At 60.1% G+C, this 22782-nt stretch carries 25 protein-coding genes; 6 read left to right on the top strand and 19 right to left on the bottom strand.

Features of this window, described 5'->3' with window-relative positions; all coding sequences use genetic code 11:
- Nucleotides 1-80 precede the first annotated feature (80 nt).
- The 3 genes from J2X71_RS04795 to J2X71_RS04785 form a co-directional block, all read right to left on the bottom strand.
- On the bottom strand, nucleotides 81-719 hold the full coding sequence (locus J2X71_RS04795; RefSeq protein ID WP_310379595.1) for a 5'-methylthioadenosine/S-adenosylhomocysteine nucleosidase: 639 nt from the start codon (nucleotides 717-719) through the stop codon (nucleotides 81-83).
- Nucleotides 716-1165 (bottom strand): PaaI family thioesterase, encoded by a 450-nt coding sequence (locus J2X71_RS04790; RefSeq protein WP_113321776.1) that lies wholly within the window; start codon nucleotides 1163-1165, stop codon nucleotides 716-718. Before J2X71_RS04790 ends, J2X71_RS04795 begins: the two co-directional genes overlap by 4 nt.
- Before the next feature lie 153 nt (nucleotides 1166-1318).
- The gene (locus J2X71_RS04785; protein WP_310379593.1) at nucleotides 1319-2227 is read right to left on the bottom strand and encodes a LysR substrate-binding domain-containing protein; all 909 of its coding nucleotides are present in this window, start codon (nucleotides 2225-2227) and stop codon (nucleotides 1319-1321) included.
- 116 nt (nucleotides 2228-2343) lie between these two features.
- Here J2X71_RS04785 and J2X71_RS04780 point away from each other — a divergent pair, with 116 nt between their 5' ends.
- From J2X71_RS04780 to J2X71_RS04765, 4 genes are all read left to right on the top strand, one after another.
- Complete coding sequence (locus tag J2X71_RS04780) at nucleotides 2344-3144, top strand: type 1 glutamine amidotransferase domain-containing protein (RefSeq protein WP_310379591.1); 801 nt, start codon at nucleotides 2344-2346, stop codon at nucleotides 3142-3144.
- A gap of 71 nt (nucleotides 3145-3215) precedes the next feature.
- A complete protein-coding gene (locus tag J2X71_RS04775; protein WP_310379589.1) occupies nucleotides 3216-3512 on the top strand; it encodes a putative quinol monooxygenase in 297 nt (98 codons plus the stop codon).
- Nucleotides 3513-3552: 40 nt separating this feature from the next.
- On the top strand, nucleotides 3553-4560 hold the full coding sequence (locus tag J2X71_RS04770; protein ID WP_310379587.1) for an aldo/keto reductase: 1008 nt from the start codon (nucleotides 3553-3555) through the stop codon (nucleotides 4558-4560).
- Nucleotides 4561-4686: 126 nt separating this feature from the next.
- Nucleotides 4687-5769, top strand: coding sequence for a DUF2252 family protein (locus J2X71_RS04765; RefSeq protein WP_310379585.1), 1083 nt, complete (start codon nucleotides 4687-4689; stop codon nucleotides 5767-5769).
- Here J2X71_RS04765 and J2X71_RS04760 read toward each other — a convergent pair.
- The 4 genes from J2X71_RS04760 to J2X71_RS04745 are packed head-to-tail and all read right to left on the bottom strand — an operon-like array spanning nucleotide 5748 to nucleotide 10819.
- Nucleotides 5748-6848 carry a DUF1513 domain-containing protein gene (locus J2X71_RS04760; protein ID WP_310379583.1) on the bottom strand — a complete coding sequence of 367 codons (1101 nt, stop codon included), beginning with the start codon at nucleotides 6846-6848 and terminating at the stop codon, nucleotides 5748-5750. The two genes, J2X71_RS04765 and J2X71_RS04760, sit on opposite strands and share 22 nt — an antisense overlap.
- 4 nt (nucleotides 6849-6852) lie before the next feature.
- The gene (locus J2X71_RS04755) at nucleotides 6853-7956 is read right to left on the bottom strand and encodes an imelysin family protein (RefSeq protein WP_310379581.1); all 1104 of its coding nucleotides are present in this window, start codon (nucleotides 7954-7956) and stop codon (nucleotides 6853-6855) included.
- Complete coding sequence (locus J2X71_RS04750; RefSeq protein WP_310379579.1) at nucleotides 7956-9494, bottom strand: di-heme oxidoredictase family protein; 1539 nt, start codon at nucleotides 9492-9494, stop codon at nucleotides 7956-7958. Before J2X71_RS04750 ends, J2X71_RS04755 begins: the two co-directional genes overlap by 1 nt.
- Before the next feature lie 47 nt (nucleotides 9495-9541).
- Nucleotides 9542-10819 (bottom strand): imelysin family protein, encoded by a 1278-nt coding sequence (locus tag J2X71_RS04745; protein ID WP_310379577.1) that lies wholly within the window; start codon nucleotides 10817-10819, stop codon nucleotides 9542-9544.
- A gap of 231 nt (nucleotides 10820-11050) precedes the next feature.
- Between J2X71_RS04745 and J2X71_RS04740 the strand changes: the two genes are divergently transcribed.
- Nucleotides 11051-11560 (top strand): HPP family protein, encoded by a 510-nt coding sequence (locus J2X71_RS04740; protein ID WP_113321750.1) that lies wholly within the window; start codon nucleotides 11051-11053, stop codon nucleotides 11558-11560.
- 3 nt (nucleotides 11561-11563) lie between these two features.
- Here the strand turns inward: J2X71_RS04740 and J2X71_RS04735 are convergent, their stop codons facing one another.
- The 5 genes from J2X71_RS04735 to J2X71_RS04715 all read right to left on the bottom strand — a co-directional run bounded on the left by J2X71_RS04735 (nucleotide 11564) and on the right by J2X71_RS04715 (nucleotide 16527).
- Complete coding sequence (locus tag J2X71_RS04735; RefSeq protein WP_310379575.1) at nucleotides 11564-12853, bottom strand: RsmB/NOP family class I SAM-dependent RNA methyltransferase; 1290 nt, start codon at nucleotides 12851-12853, stop codon at nucleotides 11564-11566.
- 167 nt (nucleotides 12854-13020) lie between these two features.
- On the bottom strand, nucleotides 13021-13383 hold the full coding sequence (locus tag J2X71_RS04730) for a septal ring lytic transglycosylase RlpA family protein (RefSeq protein WP_037070615.1): 363 nt from the start codon (nucleotides 13381-13383) through the stop codon (nucleotides 13021-13023).
- Between the two features lie 409 nt (nucleotides 13384-13792).
- Nucleotides 13793-14662 (bottom strand): SDR family oxidoreductase, encoded by an 870-nt coding sequence (locus tag J2X71_RS04725; RefSeq protein ID WP_310380070.1) that lies wholly within the window; start codon nucleotides 14660-14662, stop codon nucleotides 13793-13795.
- Nucleotides 14662-15822, bottom strand: a complete 1161-nt coding sequence (gene queG / locus J2X71_RS04720) for a tRNA epoxyqueuosine(34) reductase QueG (RefSeq protein WP_310379572.1) — start codon at nucleotides 15820-15822, stop codon at nucleotides 14662-14664. The genes J2X71_RS04725 and queG overlap by 1 nt, the downstream gene beginning before the upstream one ends.
- A gap of 12 nt (nucleotides 15823-15834) precedes the next feature.
- Complete coding sequence (locus J2X71_RS04715; protein WP_192728435.1) at nucleotides 15835-16527, bottom strand: glutathione S-transferase family protein; 693 nt, start codon at nucleotides 16525-16527, stop codon at nucleotides 15835-15837.
- A 278-nt stretch (nucleotides 16528-16805) separates the two neighbouring features.
- Between J2X71_RS04715 and J2X71_RS04710 the strand changes: the two genes are divergently transcribed.
- Nucleotides 16806-17603, top strand: coding sequence for an undecaprenyl-diphosphate phosphatase (locus tag J2X71_RS04710; RefSeq protein ID WP_310379569.1), 798 nt, complete (start codon nucleotides 16806-16808; stop codon nucleotides 17601-17603).
- Between the two features lie 82 nt (nucleotides 17604-17685).
- On the opposite strand, the gene J2X71_RS04705 is transcribed toward J2X71_RS04710, so the two are convergent.
- From J2X71_RS04705 to dnaN, 7 genes are all read right to left on the bottom strand, one after another.
- Nucleotides 17686-17838: a hypothetical protein gene (locus J2X71_RS04705; RefSeq protein ID WP_165911864.1), complete on the bottom strand. Its 153-nt coding sequence runs from the start codon at nucleotides 17836-17838 to the stop codon at nucleotides 17686-17688.
- Nucleotides 17839-18123: 285 nt separating this feature from the next.
- Nucleotides 18124-19104, bottom strand: a complete 981-nt coding sequence (locus J2X71_RS04700) for a complex I NDUFA9 subunit family protein (RefSeq protein WP_310379564.1) — start codon at nucleotides 19102-19104, stop codon at nucleotides 18124-18126.
- A gap of 110 nt (nucleotides 19105-19214) precedes the next feature.
- Nucleotides 19215-19502: a DUF1330 domain-containing protein gene (locus J2X71_RS04695; RefSeq protein ID WP_007813455.1), complete on the bottom strand. Its 288-nt coding sequence runs from the start codon at nucleotides 19500-19502 to the stop codon at nucleotides 19215-19217.
- 25 nt (nucleotides 19503-19527) lie between these two features.
- Nucleotides 19528-20235: an orotidine-5'-phosphate decarboxylase gene (gene pyrF / locus J2X71_RS04690; protein WP_310379562.1), complete on the bottom strand. Its 708-nt coding sequence runs from the start codon at nucleotides 20233-20235 to the stop codon at nucleotides 19528-19530.
- Between the two features lie 5 nt (nucleotides 20236-20240).
- Nucleotides 20241-20822, bottom strand: a complete 582-nt coding sequence (locus J2X71_RS04685; protein WP_310379560.1) for a histidine phosphatase family protein — start codon at nucleotides 20820-20822, stop codon at nucleotides 20241-20243.
- The gene (gene pmtA / locus J2X71_RS04680; RefSeq protein ID WP_310379558.1) at nucleotides 20823-21416 is read right to left on the bottom strand and encodes a phospholipid N-methyltransferase PmtA; all 594 of its coding nucleotides are present in this window, start codon (nucleotides 21414-21416) and stop codon (nucleotides 20823-20825) included. It lies immediately after the preceding gene.
- Nucleotides 21417-21527: 111 nt separating this feature from the next.
- Nucleotides 21528-22646, bottom strand: coding sequence for a DNA polymerase III subunit beta (gene dnaN, locus J2X71_RS04675; protein ID WP_113324395.1), 1119 nt, complete (start codon nucleotides 22644-22646; stop codon nucleotides 21528-21530).
- Nucleotides 22647-22782 lie beyond the last annotated feature (136 nt).

Below are 22782 nucleotides of genomic sequence, written 5' to 3'. Positions count from 1 at the left end.
ATGAAAAGCGCCTCTTCTTGCAATGCGGGAATTCGGCCGCAGCCGGGTTTTATTGTCCCGATTGTCCCTGTTTTCAGCCCTCAGAACCAGAAAACGCCGTCCTCCAGGGCGGTGAAAAGGCTGTCCACGGCATAGGAAAGCTTGCGGTCGACGATATGCAGATATTCGGTCCAGCCGGAAATATGCTGCAGCTCGACCGCACCGTCGGAAATGCCGCGAAGGCCGATCAGCGGCAGTTTGTAGCCTTGGCAGGCGCGCAGCACCGCATAGGTTTCCATGTCGACCATGTCGGCTGAGATATTGGCATAGGCGGTACCGGAAACGACATTGCCGCCGGTCGAAAGTGTGGCTTCGGGAATGCCGGGAATGCGCAGCGGCAGGTCGAGGTCCGCCGGCAGGTCGAGGAAGGGCGTCTTGCCCTTTTCGAAGCCGAGCGGCGAGGCATCCATGTCACGGTAGGAAACGGAGGTGACCTGATAGACTTCGGTCTGCTGCAGGCGTGCCGAACCGGCCGAGCCGAGCGAAACCACGAGATCGGGCAGGTCGTCTGATGCATCGAGACGGGAGAGCGACTTGGTGATCGCGATTGCCGCCTCGACCGGGCCGACGCCGGTCATCAGCGGTTCGATGCGCGAGCGCAGGAACGGGCCATATTCGGCCTCCGCGGCCATGACGAACAGGATGGACTTGCCTGCGACCGACTTCAGTTCGAATTTCATCCCGTAATTCCCTCTCTTCCGCGAATGACCATCATCGTCCCGGTCATGGACGCGATGAGCTTGGCAGGCCCGTCGCTGATCGCATAACCTCGCCCATCGGCGACGATGATGTTGGAGCCGGGCTTGGTGATCTCGCCTCTGAAGAGGAAGCGTTCGCCGCGCCCCGGCGACATGAGGTTGACCTTGAACTCGATCGTGAGGATCGAGGCTTCGGCATCGATGACACTATAGGCCGCAAAACCGCAGGCCGAATCGAGCGCTGCGGAAATGATGCCCGCGTGCAAAATGCCGTGCTGCTGTGTCAGTTTGACGTCGAAGGGAAGCTCGATTTCCACCATGCCGTGCTCGACACGCGTCAACTCCGCGCCGATGGTGTGCATGGCCGCTTGGCGGGAAAAACTCTGGCTGATCCGCTCGCGGAAATCGCCCCTGTCGGTGTCGTTCATCATGGTCCCTCTTGCGATCGCGAAAGTGGCATGGCCGGCTGGATTCGACAAGGTTTCAATCCGGCTGACGACGGTTTTGTCTCTCGATACAAGTTTTCGATCACGCGGCGCCGAGCTGTGTTGCTTGCGGGAATAAGGAATTATTCGTCCCAACTACTTCGCGTCCGGGGCTTCTTTGACGATGTCGCTGATCAGTGTCCGCAGCCAGCGATGCGCGGGATCGTTGCGGTAGCGGACATGCCAGGCCATCTCGACCGGGAATGTGCCGAGATCGACAGGCGTCGGTAGGACTTTCAGACGAGGGTCTGCGGCGAGACGCTGGCAGATCCTGTTCGGCAGTGTCGCGCAATAATCCGTCACCGCAATCATTTCCGGCACCGCCAGAAAATGGGTAACGGAGACTGCAACCTCGCGCTTGATCCCCTGTTGTTCCAGTGCTGTAAACAGGCCGACGCGCAGCCGCCCGGGCGGAAGTACGTTGACGTGCCGCATGTGCTCATACTGCTCTAGGGAAATGCTGCCCCCGATCTCAGGGTGATCGGCACGCACCACGCAGGCAAGGCCTTCGTCCATCAGATGCTGCACGACCAGATTGTCAGGCGGATCGATGATGCGGCCGAAGACCATTGCCGTGGTGCCGGACATCACACCTGTCTCGCCGAGATCTGTGCCGAAAGGCGTGAGGCGAAGCCGGATGCCCGGCGCAACCTCGCGAAGCCGCGCGACGATCGCCGGCACCAGCACGAACTCCACATAGCTGTTCGGCGCAATCGTCATCAGCCGTTCGGCCTGCCTTGGATCAAAATCCTGTTGGCCGAGGATGGCGTCATCGATCCTTGCCAATGCCGCGGCAATGACTGGCGCCAGTTCCAACGCCATAGGCGTCGGCTGAATGCCGTATCGCTCACGGATGAAGAGCTGATCCTGCATCACCTCGCGCAGACGGGCCAAAGCATTGGAGAGCGCCGGCTGCGTAATTCCCAGCCGATCGGCGGCGCGGGTGACGCTGCGCTCCTCCATCAGCGTGATGAAGACGGGTAGCAGATTGAGGTCATATCGCATGACTTATAATGTCACATGAATATCTAAGATCATAGAAATAAACTTCTGGAATATGTCGTCCCGGAGCATGATCAGGCCATCCAAAAGGATGCCAACCACGGCAAACGGAGATGACAATGAGCAAGGCAAAAGTACTTCTGATCGGCTCCAACGCTACCCGCATCGAAATCCAGGGCGGCCGCACGGGAGCCACTGGCCAGTATCTCAACGAGACTGTCGTGCCGGCACTGGCAATCGTCGAGGCTGGCTACAAAATCGTTCTGGCAACGCCTGACGGCACCAAGCCCCATATCGACGAGGCCTCGGACACGCCGGATCATTTCGGCGGCGACAAGGCTGCCTACGAACGCGCCAAGACCTTCTATGCAAATGACCCTGCCATGAATGAGGTTCGCACGCTGCGTTCCATCGTTGAAGAGGGTCTCGACAATTACGCCGGTGTCTTTGTGCCGGGCGGTCAGGCGCCGGTAGTCGATCTGATGCAGGATCCGGATATGGGTGAAGTCCTGCGCCATTTCCATGAGCGCTCGAAGCCGACCGCACTTCTCTGCCACGGCCCGATAGCTGTCGCAGCCGCGATGCCGCATGCCCGCGAGTTCCGTGCCGCTCTGATTGCCGGAGTACCCGCCAAGGCCGCGGAATGGGCCAAAGACTGGCAATACGTTGGATACAGGATGACCGTCTTTTCCAACAGCGAAGAAAAGGTCGTCGAGGACTACATCCTGCACGCCAAGCTCTATTTCAACGTGGCCGACGCGCTGCAGACCGCCGGCGGCAAGGTCATCACGACAGCGACCGACTTCGAGCCGCATGTGGTTGAAGACCGTGAGCTCATAACCGGCCAGAATCCGCGCTCGGACCGTGCGCTCGCAGGAAAATTCGTGGCAGCGCTCGAACGTTCGCTAGCCATGGCATGATCTGAAGAAATCCGTGGGGTGCGACCATTCCGTATCCCGCGGGAACCCGATCTGAGGAAGGAAAAGCAATCATGTCCAATCCCATAAAGATCGTGGCGATCCTGACCGCCCGACCGGGCAAGACCGATGAATTGAAGGCGCTTCTCACCGGCATGATCGGCCCCAGCAGGGCAGAACCCGGTAATATGCGCTGGGATATCTGGCAAGATCAGGCCAATGCTGACATCTTGATCTTGGATGAGCTTTACGCGGACAACGCCGCCGTGGCCGCCCATCGCGAGACGCCGCATTTCCGGGATTATTTCGCTGTCATCAATGACCTCGCCGAACGCAGGGCGCTGGTGCTCGATCCCGTACAGATTGCCTGACAGGTCGATGAACGTTCACAACTATCTCGAGGACTAGACAATGGCACTCAAAGACATTCTCCCGGGCAAGCTCGGCTTCGGCGCCGCTCCGCTTGGCAACATGTTCCGTGATATTCCGGAGCAGGAAGCACTGGCAACCGTGGAAGCCGCCTGGAACGATGGTATCCGCTATTTCGACAACGCGCCCTTCTATGGCGCAGGACTTGCCGAGCTCCGCATGGGCGAGGCGCTCGCTGGTAAGCCCAGGGATCAATATGCGATCAGCACCAAGGTTGGGCGTGTGATCCTTGATGAGATCGAAGACGTCAGCACCCGCGATCTCGGCGAGAAGGGCGAAGTCTTCAAATACGGCCGCCCCAACAAGATCGTCAACGATTACTCGGAAGATGCGACCCTGCGCTCGATCGAGGACAGCCTGAAACGCTTGAAGACCGACCATATCGAAATCGCCTGGGTCCACGATGTGGCACAGGATTTTTACGGTGACGAGTGGCTGGCTATCTTCGAAAGCGCACGCAAGGGCGCCTTCAAGGCACTGGATCGTCTGCGCGACGAAGGGGTCATCAAGGCCTGGGGTCTTGGCGTCAATCGCGTGGAACCGATCGAACTGCTGCTGGCCCTGCAAGAACCGCGGCCGGATGGTTTTCTGCTGGCCGGCCGCTACACGCTGCTTGATCATGAGCGGGCGTTGCAGCGCGTGATGCCGATGGTTGCCGAACGTGGTCTCGGCATCGTCGTCGGCGGCCCCTACAGTTCCGGCGCTTTGGTCGGCGGTCCGAACTTCGAATACGCGCCCGCCACACCGACGATCCTCGACAAGGTCGCGCGTATCAAGTCAATCGCCGATCGTTACGGCATCAGCATGAAAGCGGCCGGGCTGCAATTCTCGCTCGCCAATCCTGCAGTCGCCGCCGTCATCCCCGGCGCAAGCAAACCGGACCGCATAGCGGAGGATCGGGCCGCACTCGACGAGGTGGTCCCAGGTGATTTCTGGCGAGAGCTTCGCAAGGCGGATCTCGTAAACGCCGAAGCTCCGCTTCCCGTATGATCACATTGATCGGCGCGGTTCATCTCAGCATGGTGAGCCGTGTCGCATCCGTCTTGGGATCATCCTAAAACCTCTTCTGAATAAGGCTCCGCAGGATTATGATCAATCAAACCTGAGGGCGAGCCGATGAAGAGATTTTCTCAATCTATGAGCGACTACGAGGCGTGGCTGGCACACGAGCTGCAGGGCGAGCTCGTACAGGAGGGTATCGACGAGAAACACCGGAAGATGCGCGAGGAGGCATTCTCCTTCTTGCGCGCTACCTACTGGCGCTGGGCGGAGATCATCTACGACGTCAGGCCGGAGCTTGCGGACATGCCGCAAGTGCTGTCGATCGGCGATACGCATCTGGAGAACTTCGGCACCTGGCGGGATATCGAGGGGCGGCTCGTCTGGGGCGCCAATGATTTCGACGATGCAGTGATCATGCCCTACGGGCTGGATCTCGTGCGGCTGGTGGCAAGCGCCATTCTGGCTCAGCCGGACGCCGGGGTTTCTGGCAGGGCGATCGCCGAGCTCATTCTCGCAGGATATGTGCGCGGCCTTGAGCATGCGAATCCCATCGTCCTGGAGCGTGATCATCCCTGGCTGCGCGACAAGCTGCTGCTTTCGGAGGATGAGCGGAAGGAGTTCTGGAAGAAATGGGAGAAGCGTAAACCCGATGAAAAGCCGGCTCCCGGCCGTTTCGTTGATGCTCTGAGGAATGCCCTGCCGAGGGGTGCAGGAAGTTTTACGCCCCTACCAGTCAAAAAGAAGGGAACGGGCAGCCTCGGGCGGCCACGTTTCGTCGCCTATGTGAAGGAGTGGCGCGGTGGGCCTGTGCTGCGTGAAGCAAAGGCGCTTGTGCCCTCGGCCTGGTCGCTGGCAAGATCAGGAGATCGCGTCATCAGAACCGGTGTCATCGCCGCCGGGCGGATGCGCAGCCCAGATCCTCATTTCGCAGTGTCGGGCCGCATTCTTGTTCGCCGGCTTTCACCGAACAGCCGCAAGATCGAGATCGAGACCGATGCGAAGACGCTCCTGGACGGCGCAATGCTGGAACTGATGGGTTTTGAGATCGCCAACTGCCATTCAGACGACGCGGCAGGTGCTGCGGCAATTCGCAATGACCTGCACTCCCGCAGTGAGGACTGGCTCTATGAAGCGGCGCGGGCAGCCGCCGAAGTCATTGAAAAGGAATGGAAAGACTACCGCATCAGCACCGACTGAGTGATCCGCACGATATGCTGATCCCAGGCGACATCGCTATGAGCCGACAGGAAATCGCCATCATAGGAGGAAACGGCAAAGCCGCCGGGAGCAGGCGCAATGCCTGCGGCATCGCGAACGCTGTCCTCACGCAGCACCTTGCCCGTTTTCGCATCGATGGTGACAGATGCGCCGCCGATCGGCGAGGTGACGCCGACCAGACCTTCCTTTCGGTTGACTGCGATCGCTCCGACATAATTGGCAAGTCGTCGGGTCGTCTCCTCGGGCAGGTCGATGAAGCTCAAGTCTTCGCCCTTGGCGAAATGGCCGACGAGTGGCGGCAGGTCCTTGCGGTGGCCTTCATATTGGCAGGCGAACCAGATGCGGCCACCGGCATCGACATCGACATGGCGTGTCGAGACGGATGACCATTGCGGCGGCAGGGTATGTTTTTCGATCAGCGCGCCGGTTGCCGCATCGATAAGCGCCAGCGACGGCTGCATATTGCCGAGATTGAGCTTTGTGCGGCCGAAATCCGGATGTGTCTCGATGCCGCCATTGGCGACGATGAGCATGCGACCGTCATCGGAAATCGTCATGTCGTGCGGGCCGACACCATAGGTCTCATATTCGCCGATACGGACAAAGCGGTTCGTCGCATCATAGAGGCCGATCATGCCCCTACCATTGTCGAAGTCGTTCTCGCTGGCATAGAGCAGCCGGCCATCCGGGGAAAAAGCGCCGTGGCCGTAGAAATGCCGGCCCTCCGGCGAGGTGATGACGACGGGTTCGCCCTTGTTCCAGGGATCGAAGATCATCGCGAACGTGCCCGGCCGGCGGGCGAAGGCGACAGTGCGCCCGGTTGCGCTGCTATGGGCCATGCCATGGGCGCGGGCGGGCAGCGGCACCTGATCGACGATCTCCCCGCGCTCGGTGACCGTCGCCACGGCAAAGGAGCCGTTGGCGGCGCGGATACCGGAGGCGTACACAGCATCGGCGCGGGTGAGCGCCAGCAGCGCTTCAGGTTTCAGCGCAGCCAGAAAGCCGATACCGGCGGCCTTGATGAAGCCACGACGGTCGATGGCGGCGCTGCGCCACATCGGCTCAGTCTCCGTCCGAGAAGGAGAAGCCGGCTGAAAGGCCGATTGCCGCTCCATACTGATCGCTGATCGTGGTGATGAGATCGCGGCTTTCGGTCAGCAACGTATCGAGCTTGGTCCTTTCCGCATCGCTGACCGCGACTTCGATATCCGGGTTCAGCTTCGAGACGCCGTCGATGATCGTCTTCAGCTTAGCGTCGATTGAATCGGCAACCGCCTTCTTCTCCGGCGGCAGCAGTTCCGCCATGCCGGCCTTCTGCCAGAGCGTACGGATGCCCTCGAGATTGGCGGCCATCGATTTCCAGGTGTTCTTCGAACGCCAGTAGATCGCCATGCGCGGGCGAGCGGGCGAATCCTTGCCCTTGTAGAACTGCTCCAGCCGCTGGTCGCGGACATTCTCGGCGCCGTGGACAAGGATGCCGAGCAGCGCGGTGACGGCTTCCTTGTTGTCCATGAAATCGTCACTCTGCGGGCCGGGATGTTTCCAGCTCGCCTGCACACCGTCAGGCTTCTCCCAGGCTGCGACCACCTCGCCGGCCTCGCGCTGGATATTACCGGCGACGGCCTGGCCGTAGAGGCAGCGGAAGCCGCCCTTCTGCTTGATGAGGTCGTCGGACCCGTTGCCATATAGCACATATTCGAGTGCGGTCAGGCCCTGCAGCGCCACACTCTTGCCGGCAATGGCATCGACGGTCGCGTCCTTCGGATCGGCCTTGGCGATCAGCGCCTGAACCTGCTTGAGGCCGACGCCCTTGCGATCGGGATAGAAGAGGATGTGTTCGAAGAGATTGTCTTGGATGACCGGGCCGGTCTGCACGATCTCAATCGTCGACCAGTAACGGATCACATCGTCGAATGCTGACTTGGCGCGGTCGAGCGTCTGCTGCGTCCCGGAGGCGCAGAGATCGTTCATGGCCGTCGTCAGGCGCGCGGATGATTGCTGCATATTGCGATAGCCGGGGCGGATGACCTCGTCGACAGCGCGCTGCATGACTGAAGGCACAGCATCCTCGTTGAGGCCCGAAGCGGGCGGTGCGGCGCTCTGGGCGGCAGCCGATGTGGCAAGGCCGGTCAAAGCGAGGCAAAGCAGGGTGTGCCAGGGGCGCATCAAAGTGACTCCAGGAATGTAATCAGGGCCTCTCTATCGTCTTTTGACAGCGAGGAGAATGCGCTACGGGCTTTTTCAGCTTCGCCGCCATGCCAGAGAATTGCTTCGGTGAGATTTCTGGCGCGGCCGTCATGCAGGAAGAAGCTGTGTCCGCTGACAGTCCGGGTCAGTCCTATACCCCATAGCGGCGGCGTGCGCCATTCACGTCCGCCGGCCAGTCCTACTTGCTGTCCGTCGGCCAGGCCATCGCCCATGTCGTGCAGCAGGAAATCGGAATAGGGCCAGATGAGCTGGAAGGATTGGGCCTTCTCAGCCGTATCGCGGCGGGTGACGAACTTCGGCACGTGGCAGGAAATACAGCCGGATTCGTAGAAAAGCTGCTTGCCGCGCAGGGTCCCGGCAAAACTTGCTTTGCGGCGCGACGGCACGGTGAGGTTCTCGGAATAGAAGGTAACGAGATCGAGCACCGGTCCTGGTGCCTCCTCATTGCCGAGCCGTTTTTGCACGCCATCAGGCATGGCGAGGCACTTTGTCTCGGCCGCGGTGCAGTCGCCATCAGCGTTCGGCGCATCCGGCGTCGAGATGCCGATATCGGTGGAGAAGGCATCCGCACTCTGGTCTCGAACTGTGGCATTTTGCGCTTTCCAACCGAAACGGCCGAGTGCGATCTGGCCGGTGCGATGATCGCGCACGATCGCGGCCCTACCGGAAATGCCATCATGATCGAGATCATCAGGGTCGGCATGGGCCAGAATATCGGCCTCGGAAATTGCTTCGATCAGCCCGAGGCCGATCATCGGCGGGGCGACGCGCGCCGAGATCGTTGTCGCCGGGTCGAGCGGGCCGTAGGCGAGGTCTCTGACGGAATAGGCCGGCTTGCGCAGCTTCACCGTTTCGCCGCCGGCAAGCGTGATCGTCTCTTCGGTGTAGGTGACCGCGACCTTGCCCTCGGCGGCAAGTCCTGGAACGGCGAGATCCTGAAGCTGGTGGCCGTAAACAGGATCGGGGAAATTGACGACATCGGCGTCGGCGATCGCTTTTTCTTCCTCAAGTGTCTTTGCCGCACGGGCCACGCGCAGGACCATCGAGGTAGCGCTCGGACCTCTCTCAGGCGGCTTGCCGCGGCCGTCATTGGCATGACAACTCATGCAGGAGCGGGCATTGAAGAGCGGACCAAGCCCATCGGATGCCTGCGTCGAGGAGGGCGCGGAAACCCAGAGCTTGCGGAAGAGCGCATTGCCGAGCCGAAAATTCTGCTCTTCCTCGAAAGGGATATTGGCCGAGATGTGCGAGAAACTGTCTTCGGTGACCGGATCGATAGAGGTTGCCGCACCCGCCTGCATCGCCTCGTAGGGTTCGGCCTTGGTGAAATCGCCGGTCGGCCGCGTGACATCGACGACGCGCTTCAAATCCGCATCGGAAAGATCGGTACGTCCAGTCGGAAGATCGAAACTACCGGCAATAGCGACGGGAAGTCCGGCGAGCAGAGCGCAGAAAGCTGCGCTGACAAAAAGACGTCTGGCCGGGTTATGCGACATTTCAAGGGTCCGGGCCACTCCGGTTTCGGAGCGGCCCGCCTTTTTGCTTATTTGAAGACAGCGTTAGGATTATCCAGGCTGTCAGAACCTTCAAGCTCGACGGTGCCGAGGTCAAGTGCGGCAATAACGCGCTGGACCGACTTCGTCTGGTCGATGAGACCGTCGATGGCGGCCTGAACGACGGCGTTGCCTTCCTTGTTGCCCTCGCCGATCATCTGATCGTACTTCTCGACCGTCTCGCCGCGCTTGGCCATGGCGTGCATGGCATCCAGCGTCTTGTTGAGCTTGCCGGTCATCTCGGCGTCCAGAGCTTTATCCTTGGCGGCAACGAGGTCGTGCAGTGACGGGCCGGTCAGCTTGGTGCCGTCGACGCGGGTATATTCGCCCGTATAGGCAGCAGCGATGCCGATCGCGTCGTTCAGATGCGAATTGTAGGTATTGTCCGAGAAGCAATCATGCTCCTCTTCCGGATCGTGCAGCAGCAGGCCGAGCTTCATGCGCTCGCCGGCCAGTTCACCATAGGAGAGCGAACCCATACCCGTCAGGATGGCGACGAGGCCAGCCTTCGGATCGGCTTCGACGTGCTTCGTCGCTTCGCCACCCGGCGCCCAGTCATCGGTCATTTCCTGCAGGTCGGAAACAAGCAGCGTGGAAGCCGACTTCAGATATTCGGCGCGACGGTCGCAATTGCCGTGCGTGCAATTCTTGAGATCATAGTCAGTAGCAGGACGCTCGCCGGCGCCTGGTCCCGTGCCATGCAGATCCTGGCCCCAGAGCAGGAATTCTATGGCGTGGTAGCCGGTCGCGACGTTGGCTTCGATACCGCCGGCCTCGGCAAGCGTACCGGAGAGGAATTCCGGCGTCAGCTTGGAGGCGTCGACATCCTTGCCGTCAATCTTGATCGTCTTGTTGGCGATGACGTTTGCGACATAGAGGGAGTTCTCGTCGCTTTCCGTACCATAGGAGGGATCGACGTAGTCGATCAGGCCTTCGTCGAGCGGCCATGCGTTGACCTTGCCTTCCCAGTCGTCGACAACAGGGTTGCCGAAACGATAGACTTCGGTCTGCTGATAGGGAACGCGTGCCTTGATCCAGGCATCCCTGGCGGCCTTCAGCGTCGCATCATCAGGCGACTTCAGAAACGCGTCGATGGCCGCGTCGAGCGCCTTGGCTGTTGTCAGCGAATCTTCATACTTGGCATGCGCGACCTCGGCGTAATGCTTCACGACAGCGGCTGCGTCGGTTGCCGCATACGCGGGAAGGGCGAGCAGGGCGGCGGGGGCAATCGCCAGCGCAGCTGCTCGGAATGTGCGGTTGAGCTTCATAATCCTCTCCTGTGACGGATTTCCGTCTGAATCCGGCATTCGTCTCTTCGCCCAAAAGCAAACTGGTGTCAAACACTCTAGTTTGGAATGGTTTTAAGGATGGATTTCCGCAAGCAGCCTGTCTATCTGAAAAGCATTTGCTTGAAAATTCAGCAAGACACGCGCTATTAATTGCGCACCCTGCTTAATCCTTCATCCGATCCTCCTGAACACCTCATCCGACCGGCCTTCATGCGTCATCACATCAGGCATTTCATTCATCGCCACGAGCCGAAGGGCGCGTTCCATGCGCATCTGAAGTCCGGAATTGGTGCCGTCATCGGCATGGTTTCGGTCGGCATCCTTGCTGTTACGACAGGCATTCCGCTGCTGATTGCGCCCTTCGGCGCAACGGCAGTGCTGATCTTTGGGCAGCCGAAGAGCCCGCTCGCCCAGCCGGCAAATGTCATTGGTGGTTACGTTCTTGCTGCGGCGGTCGGTGCCGCAGCCGCTTTCTTCTTTCCGGGTCTCTGGTGGGTCGCGGCAATCGCCGTCGGTATCGCAATCGCCGGCATGCTGGCGCTGAGGGTCACGCATCCGCCGGCAGGCGCCGTGCCGCTTGTTGCTCTCGGCTCGCATCTCGGCGGATTGACGCTTTTTGCAGTCGTCCTGTTCGGCGGCGTCCTGCTGGTCGCGATCGCCGTCGTGCATCACTTCATCCCACCGCGGCATCAATATCCGCTGCGGGCGCCGTCGCCGTAAGGCTCAGCCTGTTCTTTTGAGGCGGCAGAAGAAGAAGCCGTCCGTATCCGTCGAGGCCGGCGTCAGCGTGATCGTCTTGCCGTCGGAAGAGCGTGGGCGCGTCCCATCCTTGCCGAACAGGCTGTCCCAGGCGGGCAGGGCGCTGACGATTTCGAAGTCGCTGTTGTCGGTGGCAAAGCGCCGCACCTGTTCTTCGTTCTCCTGCGGTAGCACCGAGCAGGTAACGTAGATCAGTTCGCCGCCGGGGCGCACGAAGCTGCGCGCCTGCGTCAGCGCGTCCTGCTGCTGGGCAGTGCGCTCGTCGAGGTTCTTGGCCGTCAGTCGCCATTTCGTATCCGGGCGCCGGCGCCACGTGCCTGTGCCGGTGCAGGGCGCGTCGACCAGCACCTTATCGCAGCGGTCGCGCAGGCTGGTCAGGCCTCTGATATCGTCATGGACCTGGACATTGCGTGTTCCGGCGCGCTTCAGCCGCTCGATGATCGGCGCAAGCCGCTTGCGGTCGGCATCATAGGCATGGACCTGGCCCTTGTTATGCATCGCAGCCGCCATGGCGAGCGTCTTGCCGCCGCCGCCGGCACAATAATCCAGCACCTGCTCGCCATCCCCAGGCAAAACCAGATCCGCAACGATCTGCGATCCCTCGTCCTGAACTTCAAACCAGCCTTTCTGGAATGAAAGCTCGGCCGTCACGTTGGGCAAACGTGAGGCACCCTCGCCGGCGGGAATCCGGATGCCGTAGCGTGCGATCTTCGCCTCATTGGCGCCGGCGCGTTCCAGCGCCTTGACGGCCTTTTCGCGGGTGGCCTTCAGGATATTGGCACGCAGATCAAGCGTCGGGCGTCCAGCGAGCGCCTGGGCCTCGGAAAGCCATTCGCCGCCGAAAGCCTGTTCGAAGGAGGATTGCACCCATTCTGGAATATCGCCCTGAACATGCGGGGCTGCGTCGGAAAGAGAGCGGCTCGTAAAGGCCGCGAGTGCGTCGGCCGAAAGCGGCGTCGGCGCGAACTTGTCGTCAGCAAGTTCGGCGGCCAGCGTTTCCGGCGTGAAACCCCATTGGCGGAACATGACGGCATGGGCAATGGCAACGGCGCTGTCGTCGTCCATCAGATAGGCATGGGACAGTCGCATGCGCAGCGCATCGTAGACAATGTTGCCGATCGCCGCCCTGTCGCCGGAACCGGCGAAACGGTGAGCGAGGCCCCAGTCCTTCAGCGCATCGGCGACAGGCCTTTTACGGGCATCGATATCAGCCAGAACCGAAATCGCCCCTTCGAGGCGGCCGCCCAAACGCATTCAAACTTCTCCTGTTGCCTTGGCTAGTGAACGATCCGCGCGGAAAGAGCCTCAGGAAGCCTGATGGCGGGGCAGATTGTTTACAAGTCTCAACCGCGTGGTTACCCGCGATTGACGGCAAGAGCAAGCGCCGCATCCGGCGCAGGGATTTTGCGGAGGACGTAGCCTCAGCTCATGACTTCGTAGCAAACCTTCGCAGTACCTGTAGAGACCATGCCGATATTCTGGGCAGCAGCGCGTGACAGGTCGAGTACGCGACCGCGGATGAACGGGCCACGATCATTGATGCGAACGACGACGCTGCGGCCGTTGTTGCGGTTGGTGACCTTCACCTTGGTGCCGAACGCCAGAGAGCGATGGGCGGCAGTATAGATGGCCGGGTTCATGCGTTCCCCGGAAGCAGTTTTGGAGCGAAGTGCGTACCACGAAGCACCGCCACATCCGTTAGCAGCAAATCCTTCCGCCGGGAGGATGAAAGAGCAGGCTGCAATGGCTGCGGTAGTGATTAGAGAACGGCAGATTTTCTTCAAAACGGATTGTCCCTCAACTATTGAACTTGCGCCTTCACAGGCGGTGGGGCTTCAATCCGGGGAAAAGTGGCGAAAAAGTGCCGATCGCGATCACGGAACGTTACAGCTTGTAACATTTGTGATTCCGGTAACATTGCGGTAGCAGGACACCGCTTTGACGAGTTGCGGAAAAAACCTAATGAAATCAGCTAAAATCCGAACGATTTTTTCGGGAAAACGGTAAACATTTGATGGCCGCTGGAAGTCACAAAAATTTTTTGCTCACACCGCCATATTTGCTGCCACATTTGCGCAAATTTAGAGGCCGTTAACCATAATGCGGAGCGAAATTCGCGTCGCTAAAATAAGAAAGTAGGAAATTTCTACTCTTTTTGAATTATAGCCCTCTCACCCGAATGGGAGGGTATCGTCAGCCCCGCCACCCCTCATTTTGCCAGAGCTGGGCGAGCGACATCGGATAGTTCGGGAAGGCAAAACGGAAGCCCGTGGCCTTCAGTTTGGCATTGGAAACCCGCTTGTTCTCTCCATAAAAGGAGCGGGCCATGGGCGTCATCTCGGCCGTCTCGAAAGATTGCTCTGGCGGCGGTGCGACGCCCATCAGGCGGGCGGCTTCGACGATGACATCCTGCGGCGGGCCGGGCTGGTCGTCGGTGACATTATAGATGCCACCGAGCGCATGCTCTGACAAAAAGCGGGTGGAAGCGCCGATGTCCTCCACGCGGATGCGGTTGAAGACCTGGTCCTTCTTGATGATGCGGCGCGCCGTGCCGCGATCCAGATTAATGAAGGCGTTGCGTCCTGGTCCGTAAATGCCGGAAAGACGCAATATTGCGGCCGGTACGTCGCGGGCATGTCCGAGCGCAAGCCAGGCGTCCTCAGCGTCCAGACGTTCCTTGGAGCGGCCGGAGACCGGCACACAAGGGGTTTCCTCGGTCACCCAGGAGCCTTTGTGGTCGCCATAGACGCCGACCGTGGAGAGATAGCCGATCCATTGCAGCTTCGGCAGAAGCACCGTGCTGTCTTTGCCGAGCAATGCAAGCAGCGGATCGGCATCGCGCGGAGCTATCGACTGCACGAGATGCGTAACGCCGGCCATCGCCGCACGCAGATCGTCGCTCAGGGTTTCGCCGTCGAAGATGAAGGCTTCGATCCCGGATCTCTGCAGCTCTTCCGCTTTTTCCTCCGAACGGGTCGTCCCGGAGATGCGCATGCCGCTGTCACCAAAGGCTTTGGCGATCGCCGTACCGGAATAACCGCAGCCAAAGATCATCACATGCATCAGCTTACCCCCGCCAGTCGCCATTCGTTGAGGACTTCTTCGTCCGACTCATTTTCCCTTTGTGCGGCAAAGGCTTCGAATTCACCAGCCTCCATGAGCCGCGACAGTGCCCAAACTGCCATGCCGCGCACGACGGGAGAGGCATCGGCGGCGAGCGCACGACATTGCTCGATCAGGCTACGATCGCCGGAATTGCCGGCAGCGATCAGCACATTACGAATGAAGCGGTCACGCCCGATGCGCTTGACCGGAGAACCGCTGAAGAACGTACGGAAGGTTGGGTCGTCGAGGGTCAAAAGGAAGACGATCGAAGGTTCCTTCAGATCCTCACGCGCCTTCAGCTTCATTTCCGACGCTTCGTTTGCGAACTTGTTCCAGGGGCATGCGGCAAGACAATCGTCGCAGCCGTAGATGCGGTTGCCGATCAGCGGCCTGAACTCGGGATCGATCGGCCCCTTATGCTCGATCGTCAGATACGAAATGCAGCGGCGCGCATCGATCTGGTAGGGCGCAGGAAAGGCAGCGGTCGGGCAGGCATCGAGGCAGGCGCGGCAGGAGCCGCAATGATCGGCCTCCGAGGCATCTATATTGAGATCGGCAGTCGTGAAAATCGAGCCGAGGAAAAGCCAGGAGCCATGCTCGCGGCTGACGAGATTGGTGTGTTTGCCCTGCCAGCCGAGACCGGCCGCCGCGGCCAGCGGCTTTTCCATGACGGGTGCGGTATCGACGAAGACCTTCACGTCTGCGCCAGCCTTGGCTGCGAAGCGCGTGGCGATCTCTTTCAGTCGGCCCTTCATGACGTCATGATAGTCGCGGTTGCGGGCGTAGACGGAGATTGCCGCCCTATCCTTCCTGTCGAGAATGCCGCGAGGATCCTCGTCCGGCCCGTAATTGAGGCCGAAGACGGCAACAGAGCGCACATCGCTCCAGAGCGTGCGTGGATCGCCGCGGCGCTCGCGCGTTTCCGCCATCCATTCCATTGTTCCATGCCGGCCGGCATCGATGAATTGGCCGAGTCGCTGCTTTGCGTCAGGGATCGAATCCGGACGGGTGACACGACAGAGATCGAAGCCGAGAGCGGCCGATTCCCTCTTCAGGAAGGCGGTCAAATTGTCGCGGCGCTTCCGCTCCTTAATATCTTCGGTTTTCGGTTCGGGCATCAAACGCCCTCGTCAGAAATCCAGGTCGGCGTAATGGGAAACCGGCGTCAGACCGCGCACGCGCTCGGTGAGCAGCGGACGGAAGGAGGGGCGCGATTTCAGCCGCTGGTACCAGTCCTTGGCGAGCGGCGATTCCGACCAGTCGATCTCGCCGAGATAATCGAGAATAGAGATCGAGGCTGCAGCGGCAAGATCGGCATAGCTCATCCGCTCGCCGGCGAGCCATTGGCGCGAGCCGGCGAGCCAGGTGAGATAACGCATGTGTTGGCGGATATTCGCGCGTGCCGTGCGTAACATCTTGGAATCCGGGGCGCCGCCGCCCTGGTCGGCCGTCATTTGCAGCTTGTAGACGCGCTCGCGCGCCAGCGGCTTGGTGACGTCGTTTTCCATCTTTTGCATGAACCATTCCGTCAGGCGACGGATTTCCGCGCGCTGGAACGGATCCTCGGCGAGCAGCCTGCGGTCGCGCTTCAGCACGCCATGCGTCTCGTCGAGATATTCCGAAATCACCGTCGCGCCGCAGAGTGCACGCATGCTGTCGTCCACATAGACGGGCAGCGTGCCAGCCGGGTTGAGCGCCAGGAAGTCGCGGCGTTTCTCCCAGGTCTGTTCTTCGATCAGCTCTGCCTGATAGCCATATTCCGCGAGAATGAGCCTGACGAAGCGAGACGCGGACGACATGGGATGATGATAAAGCGTGGGCATCGATACTCGGACTTTTGATTGTTGTGCATGGGTTCAGGGGCGCGCCGATTATACCGCCCTAGTCATGACTCATTAGTTGAAGCTATAGGAGCTTGGCCCCTTCAATACAAGCGAATCGGGTCACACCTGCCTGACAAGGGACAAAACATGGCTGCCTGAACGATCGCAACTCCCCGCTCGCCTTTTCTTGCCTCCCGCTCTGGCGAATGATGATTGTGCAGTGCAATATAGCCTGACCGCCATTCCAGTCCGACCGAACCCCAAACCGGAGACACTTTATGGACTACATAAACTCTATAATTCTGGGCATTATAGAAGGGATCACAGAGTTCCTGCCGATTTCGAGCACCGGCCATCTGATCATTGCGGAGCAGTGGCTCGGCGCCCGTAGCGACACCTTCAACATCGTCATTCAGGCAGGAGCGATCCTCGCCGTTACGATTATCTACTGGCGTCGTCTGCTCGATCTGCTGCTTGGCTGGCGCGATCCGCAAAACCGCGATTATGCCTTTAAGCTGATTGTCGCCTTTCTGATAACGGCGGTTCTCGGACTGTTGGTCAAGAAGCTCGGTTTCGAACTGCCTGAGAACGCAACGCCGGTTGCCTGGGCGCTGATCATCGGCGGTATCTGGATGATCTTTGCCGAATGGGCTGCCGCCCGCCGCCCGCCGAGCACTCACATCACCTGGCTCGTCGCCATTCTTGTGGGCATTGCCCAGGTCGTTGCCGGCGTCTTCCCCGGAACGTCCCGCTCGGGTGCCACGATCTTCGTCGCCATGCTGGCCGGCACGGCTAACCGCGCAGCGGCAACTGAATTCGCCTTCCTCGTCGGCATTCCGACCATGTACGCGGCAAGCGCCTTCTCGCTGCTGAAAACTTTCGAGGATGGCGGTGCGGCGAATGAGGATTGGACAGCGCTCGGCATTGCCTTCGTCGTTTCGACGATCGTCGCTTTCATCGCCGTCAAGTGGTTGCTGGCCTACATCAGGAGCAACCGTTTTACGGTCTTCGCAATCTATCGCATCATTTTGGGTATTGTGCTGCTCGGCATGGCGATGACCGGCATGATCGCCTGAGTCGCTAAACCAGCGAGCCATCGAATATTTGTCGCTCGCACCGGGATAAAATTAAAGCCGGTTCGAAAGGACCGGCTTTCTTTTAGTGGGTAATGGAGGCCGTCGAGCAGGGATCGACGCCGTAGGCTGGCGAGCAACCGCCCTTCACCGCTGCGACGGAGCCCGGCGCAATGAAGGAGCCTGCGAGGATTACCAGCGCCGCACACGCAAAAAGAAGCGCGATTGACTTACCCATCAGAAATAGCCTTTCACAGTGATTGCCGCACGCCTGCGAGGCGCCTTGAGTCTGTCTGGAGACGCGCGGGGGTGTTTAGTCAGTGGAATAGCAAATAGCAATAAATGTTCCTGCTAAATTTGGTGTTAACTTCACTAAATTTCCTATGCGTCTTTTATGCAACGTCACACAACATGAGATGCAGCGTAACACGCCAGGCTTGCGTCGGATTGGCGCCTCGCGAAAATGGAAAACGCCGCCCGCGAAAGCTCGCGAACGGCGTTTGAATTGTCTTCTATCGATTGATCAGGCAGCCTTGCCGGAGCCGGTATACTGGCCGTGGGGACGATACTGCACGAGGTAGGAGTCGAGCACCGAAGTCGCCATCGTCGGCGTGATGCCAAGGCCCTTCAGCGTGCGGCCCTCGGCTTCGGCTTCCTTGGAAACGACGTTGTCGTGCTTGAGAAGCTTGACCTGGTCCGGCGTGATCGGCGGCGCGATGAACGGCACGAGCGAGGCGATGCTGCCGATCAGCGATGCGATGCTGAAGGGCAGGGAAACGAGCCGATTCTTGCGTACCGTAACCTTGAGTATGGTTTCGAGACATTCGCGGAAGGTCAGGACCTCAGGACCGCCGAGCTCATAGATCTTGCCGCCTTCGACCTTGCCGTCGACGGCACGGGCAACGGCCTCGGCGACATCCTCGACATACACGGGCTGGAACTTCGTCTTGCCGCCGCCGACGAGCGGAAGGAGCGGGAACGTACGCGCCATATCGGCGAACTTGTTGAAGAAGCTGTCCTCCGGGCCGAAGACGACCGACGGACGGAAGATCACCGCGTCCGGCTTGATCGACAGGATGGCGGCTTCCGCGCGGCCTTTGGTACGGCCGTAGTTTGAGTTTGAACCGGCGTTGGCGCCAATGGCGGAAATGTGGGTCAACGTTGCGCCGGCATTGCGGGCGGCTTCCGCCACAGCACGACCGCCGAACTCCTGCACGGCGTCGAAGGTGTTGCGGCCGCTCTCGAAGAGAATACCAACGCAGTTGATGACATGGTCGGCGCCCTCGACAGCCCGGTCGATCGAGTTGCGGTAGCGCAGGTTGGCCTGGACCAAAGAGATCTGGCCGACATTGCCGAGCGGCTGCAGGAAGCCGGCAAGGTCAGGGCGGCGCACGGCAACGCGGATGCGATAGCCGCGCTTGGCGAGCACACGCACGACATGTCTGCCGATGAAGCCGGACCCTCCGAACACGGTAACGAGCGGCGGCAGGTTGGCAAGGGTCATGGCAGGCTCCTCGAAAGGCTTTGGAATGCTGTGATTGTTTTCGTCTTAGCCGAATACCGACGCGACGAAAAGGGCCATCGCGCCGCAGTTCTTACCCGTTCGAAACTGGCTCAGACACCTTCGACCACGACCATTTCCGCATCAGCCACCTCATGGCGGATTTTTGCGGCGGCCTGGTATTCCGGCGAATTATAGCAGTCGACGGCATGCTGCATCGAGGGAAATTCGATAACGACGTTGCGGGCGCGCGCCTTGCCTTCAAGCTCGGTGATCGCGCCGCCGCGGGCGAGGAAGTTCGCGCCGTACTTCTCGAAGGCAGGCTTTGCGGTTGCAACGTAATCCTTGTAGCGCTCGAGGTCGCGCACATCGACGCGAGCAATCCAGTATCCCTTGGGCATTTTTATCTCCCCTTCAGCGGATGTGTCAGCGGTTCGCCGGCCAGAGCGCGGCGACCATTTCATTGAGGATTGCGCGAGCCGCTTCCCGCGGCTCCGGCGCCTTGACGATCGGCCGGGCGACGACGAGATGGGTGGAACCGGCCCTCAGTGCATCCGAAGGCGTCATCACCCGCTTCTGATCGCCCTTCTCGGCGCCTGTCGGGCGGATGCCCGGGGTGACGATCGCCATGTCAGGTCCGACAATCTCGCGGACGCTGGCTGACTCCTCGGCAGAGCAGACGATACCGCCCATCCCGGCAATGCGCGCCTGTTCAGCACGCCGCGCGACCAATGTTTTCGGATCGTACTGATAGCCGGCCTCGACGAGGTCATCGGCGTCCATCGAGGTCAGCACCGTAACGCCAAGCAGACAGAGGCTGGAGCCCTTGGCCGCTTCGACGGCGGCCTTCATCGCTTTCGGATAGGCATGCAGCGTCAGCATCGACATGCCCATCTTGACGATGTTCTCGACGCCGGACGCGACCGTATTGTCGATGTCGAGCAGTTTCATGTCGAGGAAGATCTTCTTACCGCTGGCAGCGAGATCGCGGGCAAATTCCAGCCCGCCGGCAAAGACAAGCTGGTAGCCGATCTTGTAGAAGAGAATGTCGTCGCCGAGCGTGGAAACAATCTTTTCCGCTTCGCCAATCGTTGGAACATCAAGCCCGACGATCAACCGCTCGCGTGCGTCCATCTCAATCATCCCCGCCAGTCTTCAATGGGTGTCCAGTCGCATGATAAGCGCCGATCCGCAAGGCCGAAAGCATAGAGATTGCCACCACCGCCTGGCTGGTCGCGATCACGCGCAATCGGTGCGCCCATCAGATGGCACTTGAGCAGCGTTCCGACGCCACCATGCCCGACGAAGGCGATCGGCGCATTTGCCTCATGCGAGGATAGGACGGTCTCGACGGCGGAGACGATGCGGGCCTGCGCATCGGCGGCCCGCTCCCAGCCTCTGAAGCTCTCCAGCGGGTGGGCGAAGAACCAGTTGGCCGCCTCCTCGAATTTGTCGGGCGGCAGGAAACCAGTGGCGGAGCGGTCGTTCTCGTGCATGCCATGCACGATCTCGATTTTCACGCCTGAGGCCGCAGCAAGGATTTCCGCCGTCTCGATCGCCTTCGTCTCATCGCTGGAGACGATGCGGGTCAGCCGCTTCGCCCAGTCGCTCGAGGCAGCCTTGCGGGCGCGTTCGGCGCCGATCTCGGAAAGACCCCACTTGGGAACGGGAACCTGCGGGTCGATCTTGACCTGAGGGTGGGTGATATAAAGTCCAAACATTTATCCGCGCCGATAGATCCAGAGTTGAGCAGGAGGAATATTGCGCACGATGAAATCAAAATGATGAATGCTGTAGCGATCGGCATTGGCAACGATCGGCGAAACTGCGCCATAAGAGATCTGCACCATCGGCCGACCAGCCGGCATGCGGTCGAGCAGGCTTTCCAAGAGCGCAATACGCGCCTGCATGGGGAAGTTCAGGAGCGGTATACCCGAAATAACGGAATCGAATTCCTGATCCTTGAGTGAGCCGAGCGTTTTGTCGAGATCGAAGGCATCGCCGTTGATGAAGCTCACGCCGGGGTAAAGCCGCATAAGGTGTTCGTAGAAGTCCGTCGAATATTCGATAGCGACGAGCTTTTCCGGCTTCACGCCATGGGCAAGGATCGCCTTGGTGATGGCGCCGGTGCCGGGACCAAGTTCAAGCACGGGCAGGTCCGAATGCGGATTTGCGACGCTTGCCATCTTGCGGGCAGTGATCGAGGAAGTCGGAACGATGGAGCCGACGGTCTTCGGCCCCTGCATCATGCCCTTGAAGAAGCGGATCTCCTCGTCAAACTTCCTGCCGAGCCGTTCCTTGAGCCGTAATGCCATGCCGTCCTCCCATGCCTGCCGGTCAACTTTCCCTTAATTGCAGGAGGGTGAAGCAAAAACAAGAGGCGATGTCGCGATCAGGAAAGTTTCAACTGCAAAAGCGACGCGCGTTTAAACGCGCATCGGCATCAGCACGTAAAGCGCGTCATCGCCGGCGGTGTCACGCACAAGTGTCGGCGAACCCGCATCGGCCAGAAGGAAGATCGCCTCGTCGCCGGAAAGCTGCGCGGTGATGTCGAGCAGGTACTTGGCATTGAAGCCGATTTCCATTGGATCGGTGTCGTAGCCGACGGCAACTTCTTCCGTCGCGCTGCCGGAATCCGGATTGTTGACGGTGAGCAGAAGCTGACCATCGGAGAGCGCGAGCTTCACGGCGCGACCGCGCTCGGATGAAATGGTCGAAACGCGGTCGACGGCCTGGGCGAAGCTCGTGCAGTCGACACGCATTTCCTTGTCGTTATTGGTCGGGATGACGCGCTGATAGTCCGGGAAGGTGCCGTCGATCAGCTTCGAGGTCATGACGATGGAACTGAGGGTGACCCGGATCTTGGCATCGGAAACTTCGACGGTGACGATCGCGTCAGGCGTATCGACCAGCTTCTGCAATTCGCCAACCGTCTTGCGCGGAATGATGATGCCGGGCATGCCTTCCGAGCCGGAGGGGGCATCGACATCCGCGCGGGCCAGACGGTGGCCGTCGGTCGCAACGGCGCGCAGCTTCAGGTCGCCGCTGCTCTCGATCGTGTGGAAGAAGATGCCGTTCAGATAGTAGCGGGTTTCCTCGGTCGAAATCGCAAACTGCGTGCGGTCGATCAGCATCTTCAGATCGCTTGCCTTCAGCTTGAAGGAATGCGTGAAGGTGCCGGCGGTCAGATCCGGGAAGTCGGATTCCGGCAGGCACTGCAGCGAGAACTTCGAACGTCCGGACTGAACGGTCATCGAGCCGCCATCCTGGGAGGTGGCAAGCAGCACTTCCGCGCCATCGGGAAGCTTGCGGACGATGTCGTAAAGAAGATGGGCGGGAACGGTGGTGGCGCCGGCCTGCTCGACATTGGCAGGCGTCGCTTCGGTGATTTCCAGATCGAGGTCGGTCGCCTTCATGTCGAGGCTCTGCCCATCGGCCTTCAGCAGCACGTTGGACAGGATCGGGATCGTGTTGCGGCGTTCGACCACGCGGTGCACGTGGTTCAGCGACTTCAAAAGGTTTGACCGCTCAATAGTAATACGCATGGGATGCTACCGCTTTCGACCTTTATTGTCCGGGCGCCCGGAAGCGCCGCGTCACTGCTTTCCCCTTTTGGGAGAGGGGAGTGGACGGGCAAAATGGCAGAACTTTGCCGGCGATTGCAAGAGGCATGGCTGCCCG

The sequence above is a fragment of the Rhizobium sp. 1399 genome (assembly GCF_031455475.1).
GTDB lineage: Bacteria > Pseudomonadota > Alphaproteobacteria > Rhizobiales > Rhizobiaceae > Rhizobium.
This window is presented reverse-complemented; position numbering and strand designations above follow the sequence as displayed.